General features: G+C 63.2%; 18 protein-coding genes. 11 read left to right on the top strand and 7 right to left on the bottom strand.

The genetic code is table 11. The features are described 5' to 3' along the window. The first annotated feature begins 433 nt into the window (after positions 1-433). A complete protein-coding gene (locus KBX18_RS09090; RefSeq protein ID WP_255995735.1) occupies positions 434-1,336 on the top strand; it encodes an Ltp family lipoprotein in 903 nt (300 codons plus the stop codon). Positions 1,337-1,359: 23 nt separating this feature from the next. Here the strand turns inward: KBX18_RS09090 and KBX18_RS09095 are convergent, their stop codons facing one another. Then, positions 1,360-2,874 carry a multicopper oxidase domain-containing protein gene (locus KBX18_RS09095; protein ID WP_255995736.1) on the bottom strand — a complete coding sequence of 505 codons (1,515 nt, stop codon included), beginning with the start codon at positions 2,872-2,874 and terminating at the stop codon, positions 1,360-1,362. A 109-nt stretch (positions 2,875-2,983) separates the two neighbouring features. Between KBX18_RS09095 and KBX18_RS09100 the strand changes: the two genes are divergently transcribed. The 4 genes from KBX18_RS09100 (at position 2,984) to KBX18_RS09115 (ending at position 8,244) form a co-directional block, all read left to right on the top strand. Further along, positions 2,984-4,234 (top strand): MFS transporter, encoded by a 1,251-nt coding sequence (locus KBX18_RS09100; protein WP_255995737.1) that lies wholly within the window; start codon positions 2,984-2,986, stop codon positions 4,232-4,234. Positions 4,235-4,306: 72 nt separating this feature from the next. Beyond that, a complete protein-coding gene (gene glmU / locus KBX18_RS09105; protein ID WP_370687242.1) occupies positions 4,307-5,767 on the top strand; it encodes a bifunctional UDP-N-acetylglucosamine diphosphorylase/glucosamine-1-phosphate N-acetyltransferase GlmU in 1,461 nt (486 codons plus the stop codon). Positions 5,768-5,786: 19 nt separating this feature from the next. Further along, positions 5,787-6,764: a ribose-phosphate diphosphokinase gene (locus KBX18_RS09110; protein ID WP_005291171.1), complete on the top strand. Its 978-nt coding sequence runs from the start codon at positions 5,787-5,789 to the stop codon at positions 6,762-6,764. Between the two features lies 1 nt (position 6,765). Continuing rightward, positions 6,766-8,244, top strand: coding sequence for an amino acid permease (locus KBX18_RS09115; protein ID WP_232210306.1), 1,479 nt, complete (start codon positions 6,766-6,768; stop codon positions 8,242-8,244). Here the strand turns inward: KBX18_RS09115 and KBX18_RS09120 are convergent. Next, entirely contained in the window at positions 8,241-9,722 is a 1,482-nt protein-coding gene (locus KBX18_RS09120; protein ID WP_255995739.1) for an NAD-dependent succinate-semialdehyde dehydrogenase, read from the bottom strand. The genes KBX18_RS09115 and KBX18_RS09120 overlap by 4 nt on opposite strands. A gap of 307 nt (positions 9,723-10,029) precedes the next feature. On the opposite strand from KBX18_RS09120, the gene KBX18_RS09125 reads away from it, so the two are divergent. From KBX18_RS09125 to KBX18_RS09135, 3 genes are all read left to right on the top strand, one after another. Then, a complete protein-coding gene (locus KBX18_RS09125; protein WP_255995740.1) occupies positions 10,030-10,716 on the top strand; it encodes a 50S ribosomal protein L25/general stress protein Ctc in 687 nt (228 codons plus the stop codon). A 141-nt stretch (positions 10,717-10,857) separates the two neighbouring features. Next, positions 10,858-11,424, top strand: a complete 567-nt coding sequence (gene pth, locus KBX18_RS09130) for an aminoacyl-tRNA hydrolase (RefSeq protein WP_255995741.1) — start codon at positions 10,858-10,860, stop codon at positions 11,422-11,424. Positions 11,425-11,535: 111 nt separating this feature from the next. Further along, on the top strand, positions 11,536-11,913 hold the full coding sequence (locus tag KBX18_RS09135) for a hypothetical protein (protein WP_255995742.1): 378 nt from the start codon (positions 11,536-11,538) through the stop codon (positions 11,911-11,913). 166 nt (positions 11,914-12,079) lie between these two features. Here the strand turns inward: KBX18_RS09135 and KBX18_RS09140 are convergent, their stop codons facing one another. The 3 genes from KBX18_RS09140 to KBX18_RS09150 form a co-directional block, all read right to left on the bottom strand. Then, the gene (locus KBX18_RS09140; RefSeq protein ID WP_255995743.1) at positions 12,080-13,039 is read right to left on the bottom strand and encodes a nitronate monooxygenase; all 960 of its coding nucleotides are present in this window, start codon (positions 13,037-13,039) and stop codon (positions 12,080-12,082) included. 106 nt (positions 13,040-13,145) lie between these two features. Next, complete coding sequence (locus KBX18_RS09145; protein WP_255995744.1) at positions 13,146-13,652, bottom strand: hypothetical protein; 507 nt, start codon at positions 13,650-13,652, stop codon at positions 13,146-13,148. A gap of 8 nt (positions 13,653-13,660) precedes the next feature. After that, a complete protein-coding gene (locus tag KBX18_RS09150; protein WP_255995745.1) occupies positions 13,661-14,158 on the bottom strand; it encodes a hypothetical protein in 498 nt (165 codons plus the stop codon). A gap of 298 nt (positions 14,159-14,456) precedes the next feature. Between KBX18_RS09150 and pth (KBX18_RS09155) the strand changes: the two genes are divergently transcribed. Continuing rightward, positions 14,457-15,122 (top strand): aminoacyl-tRNA hydrolase, encoded by a 666-nt coding sequence (gene pth / locus KBX18_RS09155; protein WP_255995754.1) that lies wholly within the window; start codon positions 14,457-14,459, stop codon positions 15,120-15,122. A 1-nt stretch (position 15,123) separates the two neighbouring features. Here the strand turns inward: pth (KBX18_RS09155) and KBX18_RS09160 are convergent, their stop codons facing one another. Then, entirely contained in the window at positions 15,124-15,669 is a 546-nt protein-coding gene (locus tag KBX18_RS09160; protein WP_255995746.1) for an NADPH-dependent FMN reductase, read from the bottom strand. Between the two features lie 138 nt (positions 15,670-15,807). Between KBX18_RS09160 and KBX18_RS09165 the strand changes: the two genes are divergently transcribed. Both KBX18_RS09165 and KBX18_RS09170 read left to right on the top strand, forming a co-directional pair. Continuing rightward, positions 15,808-16,692, top strand: a complete 885-nt coding sequence (locus KBX18_RS09165; RefSeq protein WP_255995748.1) for an NAD(P)/FAD-dependent oxidoreductase — start codon at positions 15,808-15,810, stop codon at positions 16,690-16,692. Between the two features lie 59 nt (positions 16,693-16,751). Continuing rightward, entirely contained in the window at positions 16,752-18,392 is a 1,641-nt protein-coding gene (locus KBX18_RS09170; RefSeq protein ID WP_255995749.1) for a peptide chain release factor 3, read from the top strand. A 19-nt stretch (positions 18,393-18,411) separates the two neighbouring features. Here KBX18_RS09170 and KBX18_RS09175 read toward each other — a convergent pair whose 3' ends face one another. Further along, a complete protein-coding gene (locus tag KBX18_RS09175) occupies positions 18,412-20,001 on the bottom strand; it encodes a DASS family sodium-coupled anion symporter (protein ID WP_255995750.1) in 1,590 nt (529 codons plus the stop codon). Positions 20,002-20,528 lie beyond the last annotated feature (527 nt).

Genomic DNA, 20,528 nt, shown 5'->3' on the forward strand with positions numbered 1-20,528 from the left:
GAATCTTTCTGCGAAGCGCTTGGGGTGTTGGGCAGGCAATAAAAAAGCTTCCCCACCAGGACTCGAACCTAGAATGACGGTACCAAAAACCGTAGTGTTGCCAATTACACCATGGGGAAAGACGATCAAGAGCATACCGCATCCCCGCTCCTGCCCCTAATAAGCCTTCGTTGCTCTCCTCGCCTCGGTGCACTGCAGCGGCGAGGGCAACGCTTTCAGCCAAAAGCCCAGTATGGAAGGCGTAGAACCGTTCAATGTGGGACAAGGCACGCAGCCACCGACGGTGAAGATGGTCTGGCTCAAACCGGACCTGACGCCGAGTGAGTATGCGCACAAGCCGACTTTGTCACAATGTCTTGTAACCCGGGGCGCTCCTGATCCCATCTAACAGGAAGATGAGTGCCGTCAACTTCCCCGAAAGGTCATTCCTGTCATGAACACCGCTTATCCCGGCCCGAACAACGACTCCAACCAGCGCGGAGGCACCTCACCTCGCCCAAACCCGTACCTGTCCCAGCAGCAAGGACACGCCCAACCCGGGCAACCAGCACACCCCGGTAACACTGGTCAGCCCCAAAGTTCCTACCACCGGCAGGTCAATCAGGGCGGGCCCTACCAAGGCGGGCAGTTCACTCAACCGGTGCAGCAGTATCCGTTCCAAGGCGCCCAGCAGCCGCACCAGGGTTCGGAGCAGAACTTTGCCGCCGGGCCCAACGGGCCTGGTTTCGGGTACCAGCAGGGCCAGCAGATGCCTGGATATCAAGGCCGTCCCGGGGCATCCAACCCGTACACGCAAGGGGGGACGAAGAAAAGTAACAACGGGTTGATCACCGCGATCGCGGTCATTGGGCTGCTGGCAGCACTCGGGCTTCTCGCCGCTGTGCTCTTGCTCACCGGCGGAGACGACGCAGACTCGTCAGCGTCAGCAACGTCAGCACCGACGAGCGCCATCGCGCCCGGTGTAGGCGGTGCGACCGGAAAAGAAACAGAGCCGTCTACGGCACCGAGCTCTCAAGCAAGCACTGGTGCCGCCAGTGGCGCTGGCAGCAACGAAGACGCCCTCGAAGCCGCGCAGATGTACGTTGATGTAGGCGGCGTTTCCAAGCGCAACTTGAAGTCGCTTCTCGGCAACACGACGTACGGACACGGCTACACCCAAGAAGCTATCGATTACGCACTCGATAACGTCGACGTCGATTGGAACGAAGAAGCGCTGGAAGCTGCTAAAGAATTACGAGACATTCAAGACACCAGCGATGAAGAACTAAGAAGTTACCTTTCCATCGCAGCTGGGTTCACTGACGAGGAGATCGATTACGCCTTAAGCAAGCTCTAGTTCTTTGCTTGCCGGCGCTAGGCCTAGTGGTTGGGATGGTCTAGTGCCGGCTGTTGCCCCGGTTCCACGATGACGAACTGCCCCATCATGCCCTCATCCTCGTGGAAGAGCATGTGACAGTGGAACATGTAGGCCAAGGTGGGGTCGGGATACTGGCCGAACACGACAAGTAAAGACACCCGCGATCTCGGTGGGATAGTGATGGTGTCGTGCCAGCCGTCCCGGAAGGCGATCTCTCCGTCCTGGATGTCGTGAACCCTGAACCGGGCGTTGTGGATGTGGAAGTTGTGGGGCCAATCTGCGTTCTCGTTGATCACGTGCCACAGTTCGGGGCCGGAGTGGTCAATCACGGCATCAACACGCGCCATGTCCATGGATTGCTCGTTGATCTGGAAGCCGTTGAGCCGCCACTCACGTTCCGGCACCCCTTCAGCGGAAGGTTCTTCGCTATGAATGTCCCAGACCAGCTTTCCCTCTTCGCCCTCGCCGGAGCCCTCCAAGGTTTCCGGCACCGCGATCTCCAGCAGGTCGAAAGTGTCGCGGAGGCCGAATCCGTTGGCGGCTTCTTCGCGGGGCAGGCCCCCGCCGTCGGGCACGCCCGTGCTGCACAGCGTGAGGTCCTTGCCGGGTTCGAGGTAGACGAGGATCTCGGCGCGTTCGCCGGGGCTGAGCAGGATGCCGTCGACAAGCGCGGGGCCGCTGAGTACCCCCTGGTCAGTGGCGATGACCTGGAACGGCACGCCGAGTTCAAGGTGATGGAAGCGCATCGTCGCGCCGTTGACGAGCCGCAGGCGCAGTACCCGCTTGGACGCCTCAAACCGCGGGCGCGTGATGCCGTTGACCAACGGGGTGTCGCCGAGCAAGCCGTAGGTGGGGTCGATGGTCTCGTCGAGTTGGAAGTCCGCGGTGAACTTCGCGTCGGTGATGATCACCGGGATGTCGTCGACACCGTAGTCGGACGGGAAGTCAATCGTCTCCGGCCCTTCGTCGGCGACGATGATCGCGCCGGCGAGCCCGCGGTAGGCGTGCAGCGCGGAAGTCTCGTGCGGGTGCGGGTGGTACCAGCACGTCGCGGCAGGTTGGTCGACATCCCAGCTCGGTGTCCATGACTCCCCCGGCGGAAACATTAAGGCGGGACCACCATCGGCTGCGGCCGGGAGGTGCAGGCCGTGCCAGTGCACGACGGTGGGTTCTGGCACCTCGTTGCGCACGGTCATCTCGATGTGCTCGCCGCGGCGCATGAGTAGCGTCGGCCCCAACCACGCCCCGTTGAACCCCCAGGTCTTCGTGGTGTGGCCGGGCACTATCTCGTATTCGCCTTCCTGCGCAGTGAGCTCGAAGCGGCGGGTCGTGCCGTCCGTGCCGTCCAACTCGCCTTCGTACAGCGGCGGAATCGGCAGTGGACGCGGGTCCGCGTCAGCACCAGCAGGCGTTGGTTGGCCGCGGCGCACACCACCGGGGCCAGCGCAGGCTGTCAGCGCGGCGGCACTGGCCAGAATCATGCCTTTGAAGAACGTCCGCCTGCTGATAGTGCCCACATAGCCTCCCAGGAAGTCGATCGACGCTGATCAAGGACGCAGATCAAGCGAGCCTTTCTTAGCCCACACTTGCTTTCCACGCGTTCCTGCCCAGCCTACTATTTCCGTTATGACCGCAGACGAGAACGAATCGGGCGGCACGAGCCTCCCCCACGAGGAGCACAACGCCCGCCGCTTCATCTGGTCCAACGGGTTCCAGAACATCGGCGACCAGATCGTCGCCCCCAAAACCGTATTGACGTGGCTGTTCACCTCCGCCGGTGTACCGGCGGCGTTCACCTCCTTCCTCGTGCCGATCCGCGAGTCGGGCTCGATGCTGCCGCAGTTCGCACTGGGGCCGTGGGTGACATCCAAGAGCTCGCGCAAAGGCGTATGGATCTTAGGGTCCGTGGGCCAAGCAATCTGCGCCGCGCTCATCGCTGTATCCGCATTGCTTTTCGACGGCACCGCCCTCGGCATCTCCGTCCTCATCCTGCTTGCCGGTCTCGCGTTGTTCCGAGCCATGTGCTCCATTGCCGGCAAAGACGTCCAAGGACGGACCATTTCCAAGGGTCACCGCGGAATGATCACGGGCCGGGCGACTGCTCTGGGCGGCGGCTTCACCTTGGCAGTCGGCCTGATTCTGTTCTTCTTGCCGAACGACCTGCCGCAGTGGGTCATGGCCGCGCTGCTTGCCCTGGGTGCCTCGACCTGGGCGCTCGCTGCGCTCGTTTTCGCGGGCGTTAGAGAACCGGAATACGAAACCGAGAACAACGCGACGGCACACGGTTTCGGGCACATGTGGGAGCTGGTCAGAACCGACCGCGACCTGCAGAAGTTCCTCCTGGTGCGCTCGTTGATGCTAGTGACCGCACTGTCCACCCCATTCATCGTGGTGCTGGCCCAAGAGCAAGGTACCGATCTCGCAGGTCTCGGTGCGTTCATCATCGCTTCCGGCGGGGCTGCTCTGCTGGGAGGACGGGTGTCGGGGTGGTGGTCGGATAAGTCGTCGAAAAGCACAATGGCGTGGGCCGCCGCAACTGCCTCTGTCGTGCTGGTGCTGCTGGTGCTCAGCGCACGCCTGGCACCGGAAAGCGTGAACGCGTGGGTGATGCCGCTCGGATTCTTCGCGGTGAACCTAGCGCACACCACCGTGCGAGTGAGCCGAAAGACCTACCTCGTGGACATGGCGGACGGCGACCGCCGCACGCTGATCACGGGTGCCTCCAACACGGTGATGGGCATCATGCTGCTTGTCGTCGGCGCGGTGAACTCGGTCATCGCGGTCCTCGGCACCCAGGCCGTGCTGCTCTTCCTGGCTGTGCTGGGTGTGTGCGGAGTGTTCGGAGCGAGGAACTTGAAGGAAGTCTCCGCCTCCTAAATGGCAGTGCGTAAAGTGGGGGCGAACTGCCCACGACTCCCCATCACTGAAGAAGGAGCTTTTGTGCCCGCTGTGAACACTGCGAACACTGCGAACACTGCGAACCAGCCCCGCGCCGTTGTCGTCCTCGCTGCCGGCGCCGGAACCCGCATGAAGTCGACCAAGCAGAAGACTCTGCACGAGATTGGCGGCCGCAGCCTGTTGTCGCACTCGCTGCACGCGGCGGCGGCGATCCACCCGGCGCATGTCGTGGCGGTGGTGGGACACCAGCGCGACCAGGTCTCCCCTGCTGTCGACGCGGTGGCAGAGGAAATGCGCATCCAGATCCTCCAGGCCGTGCAGGAGGAGCAAAACGGCACCGGCCACGCCGTGCAGATTGGTCTGACCGCGATCCCCGAGTTCACCGGCACGGTTGTGGTCACGAACGGTGATGTGCCCCTGTTGACGCCGGAGACGATTGAGGGGCTCATCGATAAGCATGAACGCGAAGAGGCCGCGGTGACGGTGCTCTCCCTCGAGTTCGACAACCCCACCGGGTACGGACGCATCATCCGCGATTCTGCCGGGCAGGTGCAAGAAATTGTCGAAGAGAAGGACGCGAACGACGAGCAGCGCCGCGTGCGCGAGGTCAACTCCGGTGTCTTCGCCTTCGATGGCGCCGTGCTTCGCGACGCTCTGACACGCATCACCTCCGACAACGCCCAGGGCGAGCTCTACATCACAGACGTACTGGGCATCGCGCGTAACGACGGCCGCAAAGTCGCCGCCCACATCGCCCCCGACGCGCGCGAACTGGCCGGCGTGAACGACCGCGTGCAACTCGCCGAGGCCGGCAAGGAACTCAACCGCCGCTTGGTTGAACGCGCGATGCGTGCTGGCGCGACCGTGATCGACCCGGCCACCACGTGGATCGGCGTCGACGTGGAAGTCGGCCAAGACGTGACCATTCACCCGAATACGCAACTGTGGGGCTCGACGAAGATTGGCGACGGTGCCGTGATCGGCCCTGACACCACCCTGACCGACATGGAAGTCGGTGCGCGGGCGTCGGTGGTGCGCACCCACGGCGAACTCAGCGTCATCGGCGACGACGCTACTGTCGGCCCGTTCACCTACATCCGGCCGGGTACAGAACTGGGCGCGCGCGGCAAGCTCGGTGCCTTCGTGGAATCCAAGAACGCCACGATCGGTGAAGGGTCAAAGGTGCCTCACCTGACCTACATCGGCGACGCGACCGTCGGCGTGGAGTCCAACATCGGCGCGTCCAGTGTCTTCGTCAACTACGACGGCGTGAACAAGCACCGCACCACCATCGGCGACCACTGCCGCACCGGCTCCGACACCATGTTCGTCGCTCCGGTGACCGTCGGTGATGGCGCGTATACAGGCGCAGGTACAGTAGTCATTAAGGATGTGCCCGCAGGCGCCCTGGCCATCAAGGAAGGTCGCCAGCGCAACATCGAGGGCTGGGTGGAAGACAAGCGCCCCGGCACCGCCGCGGCGGAGGCTGCCCAGCGCGCACGCGAGAGCTAACTGAAAGGCGACACCACCCATGACCGGTAAGAAAGTCGAAAGCCACAAGGACCTCAAGGTCTTCTCCGGCCGCGCCCACCCAGAGCTGGCGGAGAACGTGGCCCGGGAACTCGGCATCGACTTGGTCCCCACCACCGCCCGCGACTTCGCCAACGGTGAGATCTTCATTCGCTTCGGCGAGTCCGTCCGCGGCGCGGACTGCTTTGTCATTCAGTCCCACGCGCAGCCGCTGAACAAGTGGCTCATGGAGCAGTTGATCATGATTGACGCGCTCAAGCGTGGCTCCGCCAAGCGCATCACCGCGATCCTGCCGTTCTACCCCTACGCCCGCCAGGATAAGAAGCACCGCGGCCGCGAGCCGATTTCGGCCCGCCTGGTCGCTGACCTGCTCACCGCCGCGGGTGCCGACCGCATCGTCTCCGTGGACTTGCACACCGACCAGATCCAGGGCTTCTTCGACGGCCCGGTCGACCACATGCACGCGATGCCGATCCTGACCGACTACATCAAGTCCAAGTACTCCATGGACAACCTCGCCGTGGTCTCCCCCGATGCCGGCCGTGTGAAGACGGCTGAGAAGTGGGCCAACACGCTTGGGGACGCTCCGATGGCCTTCGTCCACAAGACCCGCGACATCGACGCGGCCAACAAGGTCGTGGCCAACCGCGTTGTCGGTGACGTTGAAGGCAAGGACTGCGTGCTTCTCGACGACATGATCGACACCGGCGGCACCATCGCCGGGGCTGTCGGTGTGCTCAAGGACGCTGGCGCCCGCTCGGTGGTCATCGCCACCACCCACGGCGTGTTCTCCGACCCGGCCCGCGAGCGCCTCAACGACTGCGGCGCCGAAGAAATCATCACCACCGACACCCTGCCGCAGTCCACCGAGGGCTGGAAGAACCTCACCGTGCTGTCTATTGCGCCGCTGCTCGCCCGCACGATCCACGAGATCTTCGAAAACGGTTCCGTGACCACGCTGTTTGAGGGCCAAGCTTAAGGTGCCTGCCCCTCACATTGATCCCGCCGGCGCCGGGTCAGCTGGCGGGAGTTCCACCGTGCCCGCTGGGCCTGCCGCGACCGTGACATCGGATGCACCGCATTCGCTGCAGCAGCGCGACGCTGGATTGCAGCGGGCAATGAAAAGCCGCCAGCTGCAGATGATCGCGCTGGGCTCCGCCATCGGCACCGGTCTGTTCCTTGGATCCGCGGAATCGATTGGTTACGCCGGTCCAGGCGTGCTGGTCACCTTCCTCTTCGTCGGTGCAATCGTCTACCTGCTCATGCGCATGCTGGGTGAGATGGCGGTGGCCAACCCTGTCTCTGGGTCGTTTGCTGCGTACGCCCGCGACTTCATCGGCCCCCGCGCGGGCTTCGTCGCGGGTTGGAACTGGTGGTACACCACGATCGTGGTGGGCATGATCGAGCTCACCGCCATGGGCACGTTCCTGGACTTCTGGTTCCCGCAGATCCCCCACTGGATCACGGCGCTGGTCACCTTGGTGGTCGTGCTGATCATCAACGCCGCCCGCGTGAGCATCTTCGCCGAAGCCGAATACTGGCTGTCCCTCGTGAAAGTCATCGCACTCGTCGCGATGATCATTCTGGGTTTCGTGCTGGTGCTCACCCCCTCCGCCGACGCCGGGTTCCACAACCTCACCGACCACGGCGGCTTCTTCCCCTTCGGTGCTTCCGGCGTGGTCTTCTCACTCGTTGCGGTCACCTTCACCTTCGGCGGCATCATGTCCATCGGCACCGCCGCCGGAGAAACAGAGAATCCGGAACACACGATCCCGAAGGCCATCAACTCCGTGATCTGGCGCATCTTGGTCTTCTACATCGGCGGCATGAGCGTGATCCTGCTGCTGGCGCCGTGGGATGGGCAGGACTCGTCGGAAAGCCCCTTCGTGCGCGTGCTTAGCTTTGTCGGTGTTGACGGCGCTGCCCATGTGCTCAACCTCGTGATCCTCGCCGCGGTCGCCTCGGTGTGCAACACCATGACGTACTCAGGTGCCCGCATGCTGCGCGACCTGTCGCTCAACGGTCAAGCCCCCGCGTACTTCGGCCAGACCACGAGGAAGGGTCTGCCACTGCGTGCGCTGCTGTTCAACTGCGCACTCATGGGCTCTGTCGTGCTGCTCAATTACTTCTTCGAGGGCAAGATCTTCACTGTGTTGCTTGCCGTCGTGGTCGGTTCCGAGCTGATCACCTGGGCTGCAGTGAACTTCGCTCACCTGAACTTCCGCAAGAGCGGACGCAGCTCGAGCTTCACAGCACCGCTCTTCCCCGCTGCGAACTACATCTGCGGAGCCTACTTCGTGCTGGTCCTGGTGCTCATGGCCGCACTGCCCGACTACCGCGTCGGCCTCATCGCCATGGCTGTCTGGGCGATCGGCCTGTTCATCGCGGCGACAGTCATGGAGCGTCCCGGTGGTCACGGGGCGCTGCGGCGCGAGACTGTACAGCCTCACACCCTCTAGTTATTCGCGTACGGGTCTGGCATGCCGACGAACTGCACCTCGGTGTACTCGAGCATGCCCTCCTTCGAGCCCTCGCGCCCCAGACCCGACGCCTTGACACCACCGAACGGGATTGAGGCATCGGACACTGCGCCGGTGTTGAAGCCGACGATGCCGAACTCCAAGTTGTCGGAGGCGCGGAAGATCACGTCGGGGTTCTGGGAGAACACGTAGGAAGCCAGGCCGTATTCGGTGTCGTTGGCCAGCTCCCACAACTCGTCCTCATCCTTGAAGGTGAAAATCGGCGCGATCGGGCCGAAGATCTCTTCACGGTATACCTTGGCTTCCTTGGAGCAGCTGCGGACCACGGTGGGCTCGAAGAAGTAGCCGTCGCGGTCGAGTTGCGTGCCTCCGCAGAGGATCTCGCCGCCGTGGGAGACAGCGTCGTCGACAAGCTCTTGCATGTCTTGCTGCGCCTGTTCGTCAATGAGCGGGCCGATGTCAGCGCCTTCCGCAAACGGGTCGTCGACCTTCATCTCCTTGACCGCGGCAACGAACTTCTCGGTGAACTCGTCGGCGACGGACTCGTGAACGAAGATCCGGTTCGCGGCGGTGCAAGCCTCTGCGTTGTTGCGCATCTTGGCCATCTTCACACCCTCGACTGCGACATCCATGTCAGCATCACCGAAAACGATGGCGGGCGCGTTACCCCCGAGCTCCATCGACGTGCGCACGACGTTCTCCGCCGCCAGTTTGAGCAAGGTCACGCCCACGGGAGTCGATCCGGTGAAGGAAAGCTTGCGCAGGCGGCTGTCGGCCAGGATCGGCTCGGAGACATCCTTCGAGCTCGCGGTGGAAACCAGGTTGATCACGCCGGCGGGCAGGCCAGCTTCCATCATCGTCTGCGCAAAGTACTGAATGGTCAGCGGGGTTTTGCTAGCAGGTTTCACCACGACGGTGTTGCCGGCCGCCAACGCCGGAGCCACCTTGCGCGTGGCCATCGACAGCGGGAAGTTCCACGGCGTAATCAGCAGGCAGGGACCAATCGGCTTACGGAAGGTGAGCATCCGGTTGCCCTTGGCTGGGTATGCGTTGGTGTTGCCGAAGAAGTGGTTGGCTTCCTCAGAGAACCACAGCAGGTAATCGGAGCCGTAGTCGACCTCACCTTCAGCCTCGGCGTACGTCTTTCCCATCTCCAGGGACATAAGGGTGGCAAACTCCGCCTTGTGCTCGTGCATGAGGTCGTATGCCGTGCGCAGGATCTCGGCTCGCTCGCGCGGGGTGGTGTGCTCCCACTCGGCGCGGGCATTATCAGCCGCTGCGAGCGCTTTGAGCGCGTCCTCGCGGCTTGCCGACGCCATGGTTGCAATGGTCTCCCCCGTGGCCGGGTTTTCTACCTCGAACGTCTCACCCTCCGAGCCGTCGCGCCACTCGCCGCCGATGAGGAGACGCTTTTCTACCTTTTCCAGAAGCTGGTCAATATCAATCTTGGACATCATGCGGGGTTTCCCTCAATCGCGGTTTGCTGATGCTTTCCCTTTCCGGTCTACCACCGCCAACGTTGGGTGTTAGCCCACTATTCGCGGCACGGGGGTTTTGGTCCCGCCTGCGGTGGGCTGTTAAGCTCTGCTGCGTCTCGGCGAGGGCGCCCTACGGGGAGCCGTTATCGACGCGATTCGAATACGTACTTACTCGCTGTTCTTGAGCAGAAGCGACAGAACAGCGCGCGGTCACTCGACGAGCACACGAACATCGTCATCACAGTGGCCGCATTTTTTGTGGCCCGAACACACAGGAGTAACCATCATGGCTAACCCGGTTATTAAGGCCGAGAAGCGCGAAGAGTTCGGCAAGGGCGCTTCCCGCCGCCTTCGCGCCGCGGGCCGCGTCCCCGGCGTTCTCTACAGCTCTGGCGAGGACAACTTGCACTTCCACGTCGACATCCTCGAGATTAGTGCGCTTGTGCGTAACGACGGCACCAACGCCATTCTCGAGCTCGACATCGACGGCGAGAAGAACCTCGCCATGGTCAAGAACATCGACCAGAACGTTCTGACCCTCAACATCGACCACGTCGACCTGCTGGGCGTGAAGCGCGGCGAGAAGGTCAACGTCGAGGTCCCGGTCACCTACGAGGGCGAGGCTGCTGCCGATGCCGTGGTCCTGCAGGAGCTCGACGTTGTCGAGATCGAGGTCGAGGCCCTGAAGATTCCGGACGAGATCATCGTGTCCATCGAGGGCAAGGAGATCGGCGACCAGATCTTCGCTTCCGACCTGCAGCTGCCGGAGGGTGCAGAGCTGCTCACCGATCCGGAGTTCTTGGTCATCAACGTCACCTACGAGCAGGTCGACGAAGAGCTCGAGGCTGCTGCCGCTGATGTTGAGGAGGGCGGCGCTGAGGCTGGCGCTGACACCGAAGGCGAGGACGGCGACGCAGAGGGCACCGTCGAGATCGCCGACGGCGGCGAGGGCGACGAGGGCGCAAGCGAGTAAGTCGCTTATCGACGCCCCCCTTGCCAAGGCCGGCTTCCCCCACCCCGGGGAGCCGGCCTTTCGCATTGGTCCGGCAACTCTCGGCATGTCCCGGGGTTACCCGCCACCCGTTGATCCGTATTGCCCGTAGAATTAATTCCCGTGGCTACTGATTCCCCCATTCTGGTCGTGGGCCTGGGCAACCCGGGCACTATCTATGCGCAGACGAGACATAATGCGGGGGCGATGGTGATCGACGAGCTTCTGGATCGCGCTACCCCGATGCCCGCCCAACTGAGCGTGCACAAGAAGACCAACACTGAGGTCGCTGAACTCGCCGCGGGCCGCCTCATGCCGCGACGCACGACTCTCGCGCGCACGCGTGGCTTCATGAATGTCTCCGGCGGCCCCGTTAAGGCGCTGGCCAGCTACTACGGAACGAAGCCTGCCGACATTCACGTCATCTACGACGAGCTGGACCTCGACTTCGGCCAATTCAAGCTCCGTCTCGGCGGCGGGGACCACGGCCATAACGGGTTGAAGTCCGTCACCAAGTCATTGGGTACCTCCGATTACCACCGTCTCGCGGTGGGCATCGGGCGCCCGCCGGGGCGGCAGGCTCCCGCCGATTACGTGCTCAAGCCATTCAGCAAGCAGGAGTTCGCGGAGCTTCCGATCGTGCTCGCGGACGTGGCCGACGGGCTGCTGGAATACTGCTCGCCCGAATAAGCCACGCCGCACGTTTTTGACCAGTATGTTTATCCGAGCAGTATTCCGGAAAACCCTCAGCAGTATTCTGCCCCCGGGAAACGGCGTGACATTCGTAGAGAGGTCGGTTCCATGCACCAGTCCACCCGCCACCTGACAACGCGGGCGCTCGCCGCGGTCCTCACCGCAGCGATTCTCAGTGTCGGCGTCACGGGATGCTCCACTGAAGCACCGATCCCAGAGCCCGATTCATTGGCCGTGCCGGGCGAGGGAGGAGATTCGGGGGAAGACCTCAACCTTGCGCCAGGAGAGCAAGTGCTGGAAGGAACGCTCAAGGCGGTTCACTTCAAGGACATGTTTCCCCCAGGAGTACATGAAGAGGTCGCGGACGACGTAGACAATGTTTCTACTTTCTATGCAATCGAGCTTGACCCAGTGAAACCAGTTGACGGCCTTGTCGCTGGAGGCGATCGAAACTACCCAAAGCCCACTGTGGGCAATCCTGGGTAATGACACCTCGCCGCAACCGCTGGACTGGACCAAGTACGTCGACAAGCGCATCCGTATCATCGCCCGTGCGGATCAACTGAGGTATGGCTCCGACATAGCGACTCCCCCTGACGCCGTCAATGTGGAGAACTCCGATCACGAACCGGAAGTTCTGGACTAAACCTGACTAACGGGCTCCGAGCAAGTACGCCTCGATCTCGGCCGCCGGGCCCTCACGCAACTTCTCTGGCCGCTCGCCGACCAGGCAATAGGCGTAATCTGGGTCGTTGCGCCGAGGTTTCAGCATGGCGTTGAGGTGCGGGTACGTCGGCGGCAGGTCGGGATGGGTGCGCGTGAACTCGGTCTCGAGGCCGCGGGCGTAACGGCCCGAAAAGGCACGCGTTGACACGCTGCTGTTTCCGCCGGTGCGGGCATCGCGAAGGTGGGCGCGGTTGGTGTCGGAGGTGCCGGCTTCGTCGGCAAGCAAAAAGGCGCTGCCGCACGCAACGGATGACGCGCCCCACTCGATGAGGCGCTCCACGTCGGCGGGGCCGCGGGCGCCACCAGCGGCCATGAGGGGGATGTTGATGAGGCGGAAGATGCCGTCGAGAAGCTTTTCGACGCTACGGTCCCCCGGCTCCTCACCCAACCGCCACGTCGCGCGGTGTCCACCAGCTTCGGGGCCTTGCACGATGAGTCCGTCGGCGTACTCGGCCGCCTTGACCGCGTCGGCTTCGTTGGTGACGGTGACCCAGGCTTGGATCCCGGCGTCATGCAGCATGCTGACTTCCTCAGGAGTGAAGCTGCCGAACGTCGACGACACGATGGCGGCACGACCATCCTCGATGGCCAGACGCAGCTTGTCGCGGAAGCCGAAGGTCAGGTCCGCTGAGGGAACGGGTTCACCGAGTTCTGCAGAAAGTCGCTCCAGGTCCGCTGCAGCTGGTTCGTCGGTCTGCGGGTAGAAAAGGTTGATGCCGAACGGCTCCTTGACGCGGGCCAGCTCTTCCCGCGCCTGTTCCAATGAACAGGTGCCCCAGGCCAAGAACCCGAAACTGACGGCATTGACCAGTTCGGGCGTGGACGGGCCGCCGGCCATGGGTGCGGCGACGACGCGGGGCAACGGGGCAGGAAGGTCGGTGGGCATGGAACCTACCCTACCACGCCCTTTTCAACCCGAGCTGTGCGATCTAAGCGTTAGCGTTCCGGGTGCGGTCGTAGCGGATCCACTCGTCGACATCGTCCATGTACATTCAGGGGATCGGGCCGTTGATGCCGGTGCCGAGCACAAAAAGCTCGTCACCGAATTGCGGCGATTCCAGCTCCCCTTTCAGTGCGCGGAGCTGGTCCGTGATGGCGAAGATCCCGTCGCGCGCGACCACGCGATCAGGCGAGGATGCCCCGCACCGTGCCGCGGCGAAGCGGAGGTCCTCGAGCAGGTCGTCCGCTACAGCAAGGCGGGCATCGACGTCGCCTTGCTCGGCGCCGGCGAGCACAGCTGCCAGCGTGGCGATGCGGTCGATCTGCTCAGCCGAGCGCATGGCTCGAGTTATCCCTTTGCCAGGTTGCCTGCGCTCTGGCAGGGGTTGGAGGTCTGCTTTCGCGCGCTCCCACTGCTCTCCAGCACCGGCAGCCAAAGGCGAACGAAGTTGCGGGATAAGGCGGTCAGTCTCGCCGATGCGGGTCAGGGCGCAGTGGTAGAAAGCGTCGTCACGCGGGACGTGACCGTCGGTTTCTGTAGTCAGCTTCGCGTGGTCCATGACCCTCCTCACGGTGCCACCTCCCCGCGCAACCAGCGGCGGTACACGCGCCCGGTCGTTGCCGGGTGCAGGTTCACCGTCTGCGCCACGCTGTAGGAGCCCATGCCCGCGCAGTACTGCTCCCAGATCGCGCCGATGGGCACGAAGCCTCCGAGCCCGGATCCGGGGCGGAACTCCCGGCTTGTGATCCCAGGTGGCGGGACATCTGGGTCCGCTTTGCGCCCCATCTGGCGCATGGACATCAGTTTGCGGGATTCGTGTTCGCACCACTGCCGCGTCACCGGTCCGAGCGCGGTTGCTGCGCGGGCGTACTCGGTGCAGACCTTCGAATCTGACAGGCTTGCCCGCAGGCCGGCGATGTCGCGCGCAAGATCGTCCGCACCAACCTGGCGAGCTTCGGTGACCAACTCATTCACTGCCTGCGTCCGCAGCCGCAGATCGCCCTGTTCGATCCCCTGCAGGTACAGCTCGTTCGCGTGGGCGGCGAGCACCTGCTCCGTCGCCACACGTAATCCCTCCTGCTCGAAGCGGGCGCGCAGCTTCCCACTCTTGCGCAGCGTGGGGCGGGCTCAGCGGGGAGTGCAACCCGCGCACACGCACGTCCGTTTCAGGGATCAAGCTCGCCGCGCGCGCATAATGCTTATCGACGAACCCGCGCTCCGCCCTCTTCCTCGAGACCACAGCGATGCAGGCGCCCACAGCAATCACCGTCAGGATGATGCCCAGTATCAGCAGCGTTGGCCCCACCCCATGGGCTCCTCGGCTGCCAATAGCTGCTCAATCATGGCCCTCATCATAGATAGACTGGCATCCGTGCTCGATTTCCTGCGTAATCTCTTCCGTCCCTCGCCGGCTCCTGGCGCCGGGCCCGCAACCGACCCTGATCCAGCGCTGAATGACGCGGAATGGCTCGTCGTTGGCCTGGGTAACCCCGGCGAGAAGTATGACGCTACGAAGCACAACGTCGGCTATATGGCGCAGGACATCCTCCTCGACCAGGTCGCGGCCACCTTGGACCCTCTCGCAGGGCACAAGGTGACCGTCGCCGTCGCTGACGGGGTGGCCTACGCCCGCTCCACCACGTTCATGAACTTGAGCGGCGAGGGTATCGCTCCGCTGGCCCGTGAACTGGGCATCGCGCCCGAACATGTCGTGGTGCTTCACGACGAGCTCGACCTCCCACCCGGCAAAGTCCGCATTAAGCTCGGCGGCAACGAGAACGGGCACAACGGATTGAAGTCCCTCACTGAGGAACTGGGCACGCGCGACTACGTGCGAGTTCGGATCGGGATCGGACGCCCTCCGAAAGGAGCACCGGTGCCGGACTGGGTGCTCAGCTCGCTGCCGCAGGACTCAGACGACGAGGAAAAAGCTCTGATGGAGCAGTTGGGGTTGGCGGCCGAGGCGGCTGGGATCGTCGTTAAGCACGGGGTGCAGCGCGCGCAGAACGAGATCCACCCGCGTAGCTGAGTTATTTGTTCAGCTGGGCGGTGAGCGTCTCGAGGCGATCGCACATCGCGGCGAGCTCCTTGGCGCGATGAGGCATCGGTTGGAAACCGTCTTTCATTTCCATCGCCTGGATGAAACCGACCTGCTCGCGAATGTCGTGCATGTGGAAGTTGGCTGCGATCTGGCGCCAGTGCTCGATCGCACGGATCGCGCCGACACCGCCGTAGCCGATGAAACCGATCGGCTTGCCCACCCACTCGGGGCCGAGCGTATCCACCGCGTTCTTCAGCGCTGCCGGGACCGAGTGGTTGTACTCAGGCGTGATGAAGATGAACGCGTTGCAGGCATCCACGGCCTGCGACCAGCGGGTGACCTCATCGTTGTCGTACTCGCGGTTCATGAGCATCGGCATGCCGGCACCGTCATACATCGGCAGGTCGAAGTCGGCGAGGTCGATGAGCTGGTACTCCGCGCCGGTGCGATCGGCCACCTGCTCCTGCACCCAGGCGGCCACCTTCTCCGCGGTGCGGCCTTTACGGATAGATCCGACGATGACGCCGATCTTCATTGCTTCTCCTCTCATTTGCGTACAAGTCACCTAACTCGGCCCCACTCTAATGAAGGCCATCAGGGCCTCCCGCGGTGGAGCTCGAGCAACTAGTTTCTTCAACGAGAACCAGTCCATAGAATTCCAGGAGGCTAAGACATGGATGTCACGATCATCGGCGGAGGTTTCGCCGGGACCGCGGCGGCAATCAACTTGGCAAGAGCGAATCGGTCCGTCTGCTTGGTCGACGAAGGGCGGCCGCGCAACCGGTTCAGCGAGCACGCCCACGGCATCCTAGGAATGGACTCGATCAAACCAGTCGAGCTACTCGAAAAGGGTCATGCTGAATTCGAGTCGTTCGGCGGGAGGATCGTTCGAGACCGCGCTGAGAACCTGACAAAGTCGCACGACAAGTGGTCCGTAACTCTCGCGAGCAGCAAGGCCATTGATTCCCCGCATGTTCTCGTCACTACCGGAATCACCGACGTCTTGCCTGACGTGTACGGTTTGTCCGCGCTGTGGGGAACGCGGGTCTTCCACTGCCCCTACTGTCACGGGTACGAAGTGAACGGGACGGACCTCGCTGTCATCGGTGGAGAGAACCCCGGCTTCACGTTCCATATTTCCAAGCTGCTCACCAAGTGGGCGGAGACCGTCACGTTCTTCACGAACGGTCTCGATCTTCCCAGCCAAGAGACTACCTTTTTCGAAGCACTTGACATCAAGCTCGTCGACGAGCCTGTCCTGGAAGTCGGCCCGGCGGAGGGAGATCGCGTCGTGGTTCGCACGACTAACCACCATTTCGTGTTCGAATCCTGTTTCACCGGCCCACGTTTCGAACCGAACGACGAGCTGCTGCGCGAAGCTGGTTGCGATGTCGTCAACGGGTGGGTCCGCACAGAACGCGGTCTGACATCACAGCCGGGGCGATGGGCAGCGGGCAATGTGGTCAGCTCCCCCGACCAGGTTTCGCAGGCAGCAGGCGCGGGAGCAGCCGTCGGGATCGCGATCGACCAGGCACTTTTCGCCGAGAAGCTGCCCTGATTGCGCTGCATTGCGCTGGTTCGCTCTCCCACCGCACAAGCGACTACCCTCTACAGGTCATGAGCACCGCTTCCACCGTCACCGAGGCCGCCCGCCGCCGCACCTTCGCCGTCATCGCCCACCCGGACGCGGGTAAGTCGACGTTGACGGAGGCGCTGGCGCTGCACGCCCACGCGATCTCGGAGGCGGGCGCGGTGCACGGCAAGGGCAACCGCAAGGACACGGTGTCTGACTGGATGGAGATGGAGAAGGACCGCGGCATCTCCATCGCATCGTCAGCGCTCCAGTTCGAATACGCGCCCGAGGGCCACACCGGTGAGCCGTATGTGGTCAACCTCGTGGACACCCCGGGCCACGCGGACTTCTCCGAGGACACCTACCGCGTGCTGTCTGCCGTCGATGCTGCCGTCATGCTGATCGACGCCGCGAAGGGCCTCGAGCCTCAAACTCTCAAGCTCTTCCGCGTCTGCAAAGCCCGCGGGTTGCCGATTGTCACGGTGATCAACAAGTGGGACCGCGTGGGCCGCGAGCCGCTGGAGCTTGTCGACGAGATCGTCACCGAAATCGACCTCCAACCCACTCCCCTCTACTGGCCTGTCGGCGAGGCAGGCGACTTCCGCGGCCTCGCCCACGTCAACGACGACGGTGAAGCCGACGAGTACATTCACTTCACCCGCACCGCTGGCGGTTCCACCATCGCCCCGGAAGAGCACTTCACCCCGGACGACGCAGCCGCCAAGGAAGGCGACGTGTGGGAGACCGCCATCGAGGAAGCCGAGTTGCTCGCCGCCGACGGCGCCGTCCACAATCAGGACCTGTTCGAACAGTGCGTGACCTCGCCGCTCATTTTCGCGTCTGCCATGCTCAACTTCGGCGTCCACCAGATTTTGGACACGCTGTGCGCCATTGCGCCCGCTCCGGAGGGCCGTGAGTCGGATCCGGCGGCGGTGGAGGCGTCGACAAGCGCAATGGACGAGTCGCGGTCGGTCGGCGATGAATTCTCCGGCGTCGTGTTCAAGGTGCAAGCGGGCATGGACAAGAACCACCGCGACACGCTCGCGTTCATGCGCGTGGTCTCCGGCGAGTTCGACCGCGGCATGCAGGTCACGCACGCGCAGTCGGGCCGCAGCTTTTCGACGAAATACGCCCTCACCGTCTTCGGCCGCACCCGCGACACTGTGGAGACAGCGTTCCCGGGCGACATCATCGGTCTGGTCAACGCAGGCGCCCTGGCGCCGGGCGACACGATCTACACGGGCCGCAAAGTCCAGTTCCCGCCGATGCCGCAGTTCGCCCCCGAGCACTTCCGCACGCTGCGCGCGACATCGCTGGGCAAATACAAGCAGTTCCGTAAGGCGCTGGAGCAGCTCGACGCCGAGGGTGTTGTGCAGATTCTGCGTAACGACGCCCGCGGCGACGCCTCCCCCGTCATGGCCGCTGTCGGCCCCATGCAGTTCGAGGTCATGCAGGCCCGCATGGAAAACGAATACAACGTTGAGACCGTGACCGAGCCGATCCCCTACTCGGTGGCGCGGCGCACCGATGCGGAGTCCGCCCCGGAGCTGGGACGCCAGCGCGGCGTGGAGATTTTCACCCGCACCGACGGCGAACTCATCGCGCTGTTCGGCGACAAGTGGAAGCTCGCCTTCGTGGAGAAGGAGCACCCGGAGCTCACCATGGAGCCGCTCGTCGCCGACTAGCGCGTTTGGTGCGAGTTGTTTAGACCAGCCCGATCCAGTTCCAGTACGTCGCCGAGAACAGCAACACCAGCAGGTACCCAACGATTGTCAGCGGGATACCGGTCTTGAGGAACTGGCGGGTGGTGAACGCCCCGGTACCGTAGGCCAGCATGTTCTGCGGGGCGGAGACCGGCAGCAGGAAGCCGAAGCAGATGACGAACTGCTGGATGACCACGAAGCCCAATCCGCCGTTGGGCACATCCAATGTCGCTGCGAGGGCGATGAACACAGGGATGAGCGCCGACGACAGCGAGGTCGCGGACGCGAAACCAAGGTGGATCACGATGTTGAACAGCGAGACCAGCGCGATGGTGGCCAGAAGCGGCATGCTCTGCAAACCAATGGCGCCGAAGGTCTTCTCCGACAACCACGTCGCGGCGCCAGTCTCCAGCATGAACATGCCCAAGGAAATACCGACAGCGAAGACGACGAGCGTTCCCCAGTTGATCTTCTCCTGAGCGTACTTCCAGTCCATGACGCCAATTCCGGGCAACAGCATGATGCCGATGGCCACGATGGTGATCACCGAGGAATCAATGGGGTGAAGCACGCCTTCGGTCGCCCAGAACAGCAACAGGATTACCGCGATCGCGGTAAGACGCTTTTCTGCGCCGGACATCGGTCCCATCTCTTCCAGCTGCTTGTCGACGAGCGCCTTCCCGCCCTCAATCGACTCCGTTTCCGGCTTAATCGCCCAGCGCATGATGAAGTAGAGCGCGATCGACATGAGGACGGACCAGGGCGCGGCCCAGAGGAACCATTCACCCCACGACACGCTCCGGCCCATTTCCGACTCGATGAATCCGACGGCAACGAGGTTCTGGGCGGCAGCCGTTTTGATGCCCACGTTCCACACCGATACGGCCTGGGTCGCTGTGATGATCAACAGCGCCGACAGTTTCGAGTTGGTGGCCAACCCGAAAGCCGCGACCATGCCCAGCAGAATCGGCACGACGGCGCCGGCGCGGGCCGTTGCAGACGGCACGAAGAACGCCAAAATGATGGAAATGACGATCGCGCCGATGACAATGTTCGACGTCTTCTCGCCGGCCAACCGCAGAACGTACAGGGCGAGGCGGCGGTGCAAGCCGGTCGCCTGCATCGCCACGGCCAGTGCGAGGGCGGCGGCAACGAGTGCGACGGCCGAGGACGAAAAGCCAGCCATCGCTGTCTTCAGGGCCGCGGACGTGCCGACGATCTCACCCGGGTTTTCGGGGTCCTGTGAGAATCCGAGCAGCAAGGAAATCAAGCTGATGATCAGCACGGAGCTAACCGGATAGGACACTGCCTCGGTGACCCACATGATCACTGCGAAGGCCAGCAGGCCAAGCGCGATCTGGCCCTGCCAGTCGATGGTCTCGATCGGGATGATCAGCACCGCACCGAGGGCAATGAAGGCCAAGAAGAAAGCAATCAGCTTGCCCCGGCCAGAGCTCTGGGGTTTCTCCGGGGCACCGCTGCTAGCTTCAGCTGTGGGGGTGTTGGGGTCCGTCGCCGTCGAGGGCGCGGTGGCACCGGAGGGTTCGGACGGGGTGGAAGATGACGCGGGGTTGTTGACCGCGGATGACAAGCGGAACACTCCAATCAAAGTCAGTGGAGAGACATGCGGACGCACTCTCCTCGAAGGGGTCACCTTCCAGACTACGCCCGCCTGAGACCTGAAATGACTGGTCAACCCCGGTTTAGGGCATGCGTTTTAGCTCACACAACCCTCCAACGTTTCGTTCATGGCCCGCTGGGCTCTGGATGCAGGAATCTGGCGCCCAAACCGTTTCCGACAGGCCTTCTCCACGGCGCGCCAGGGGTGCACAGTGCGGATGGATACGGCAGGACTGGGGGTAGTGAAGCGAGGGTGTCCCTCTTACTCACGAGCCCGGGGGCGTTTTCGGGTGCGGGTTGGTGTGTTGTTTGGTGGGAACAGGGGTGGGTCGGGTCTGGTTTTGGGTGTGGGTGTTGTGGGCCCACTGGTGCCAGTGCCAGTGCCGGTGTTGGTGGTGGTGTTTCTGCGGCGGATGCGGTTGGGCCCGGCCCCCGGAAAGTAGACACCGTGGGGGTGAAATTATTGGCTTTACTCTAGCGCATTGTTAGGAAGCGTGA

Origin of the sequence: Corynebacterium sp. CCUG 69979 (assembly GCF_024454095.1) — a bacterium.
In the GTDB taxonomy this organism is placed as follows: Bacteria; Actinomycetota; Actinomycetes; order Mycobacteriales; family Mycobacteriaceae; genus Corynebacterium; species Corynebacterium genitalium.

Bases quoted from the DNA above. Each gene is read 5' to 3' on its own strand.
- KBX18_RS09100 (WP_255995737.1), top strand. From the start codon at position 2,984: ATGACCGCAGACGAGAACGAATCGGGCGGCACGAGCCTCCCCCACGAG.
- KBX18_RS09165 (WP_255995748.1), top strand. From the start codon at position 15,808: ATGGATGTCACGATCATCGGCGGAGGTTTCGCCGGGACCGCGGCGGCA.
- KBX18_RS09120 (WP_255995739.1), bottom strand. From the start codon at position 9,722: ATGATGTCCAAGATTGATATTGACCAGCTTCTGGAAAAGGTAGAAAAG.
- KBX18_RS09090 (WP_255995735.1), top strand. From the start codon at position 434: ATGAACACCGCTTATCCCGGCCCGAACAACGACTCCAACCAGCGCGGA.
- KBX18_RS09160 (WP_255995746.1), bottom strand. From the start codon at position 15,669: ATGAAGATCGGCGTCATCGTCGGATCTATCCGTAAAGGCCGCACCGCG.
- KBX18_RS09170 (WP_255995749.1), top strand. From the start codon at position 16,752: ATGAGCACCGCTTCCACCGTCACCGAGGCCGCCCGCCGCCGCACCTTC.
- KBX18_RS09145 (WP_255995744.1), bottom strand. From the start codon at position 13,652: ATGGACCACGCGAAGCTGACTACAGAAACCGACGGTCACGTCCCGCGT.
- KBX18_RS09140 (WP_255995743.1), bottom strand. From the start codon at position 13,039: ATGCCCACCGACCTTCCTGCCCCGTTGCCCCGCGTCGTCGCCGCACCC.
- KBX18_RS09125 (WP_255995740.1), top strand. From the start codon at position 10,030: ATGGCTAACCCGGTTATTAAGGCCGAGAAGCGCGAAGAGTTCGGCAAG.
- KBX18_RS09110 (WP_005291171.1), top strand. From the start codon at position 5,787: ATGACCGGTAAGAAAGTCGAAAGCCACAAGGACCTCAAGGTCTTCTCC.
- KBX18_RS09135 (WP_255995742.1), top strand. From the start codon at position 11,536: ATGCACCAGTCCACCCGCCACCTGACAACGCGGGCGCTCGCCGCGGTC.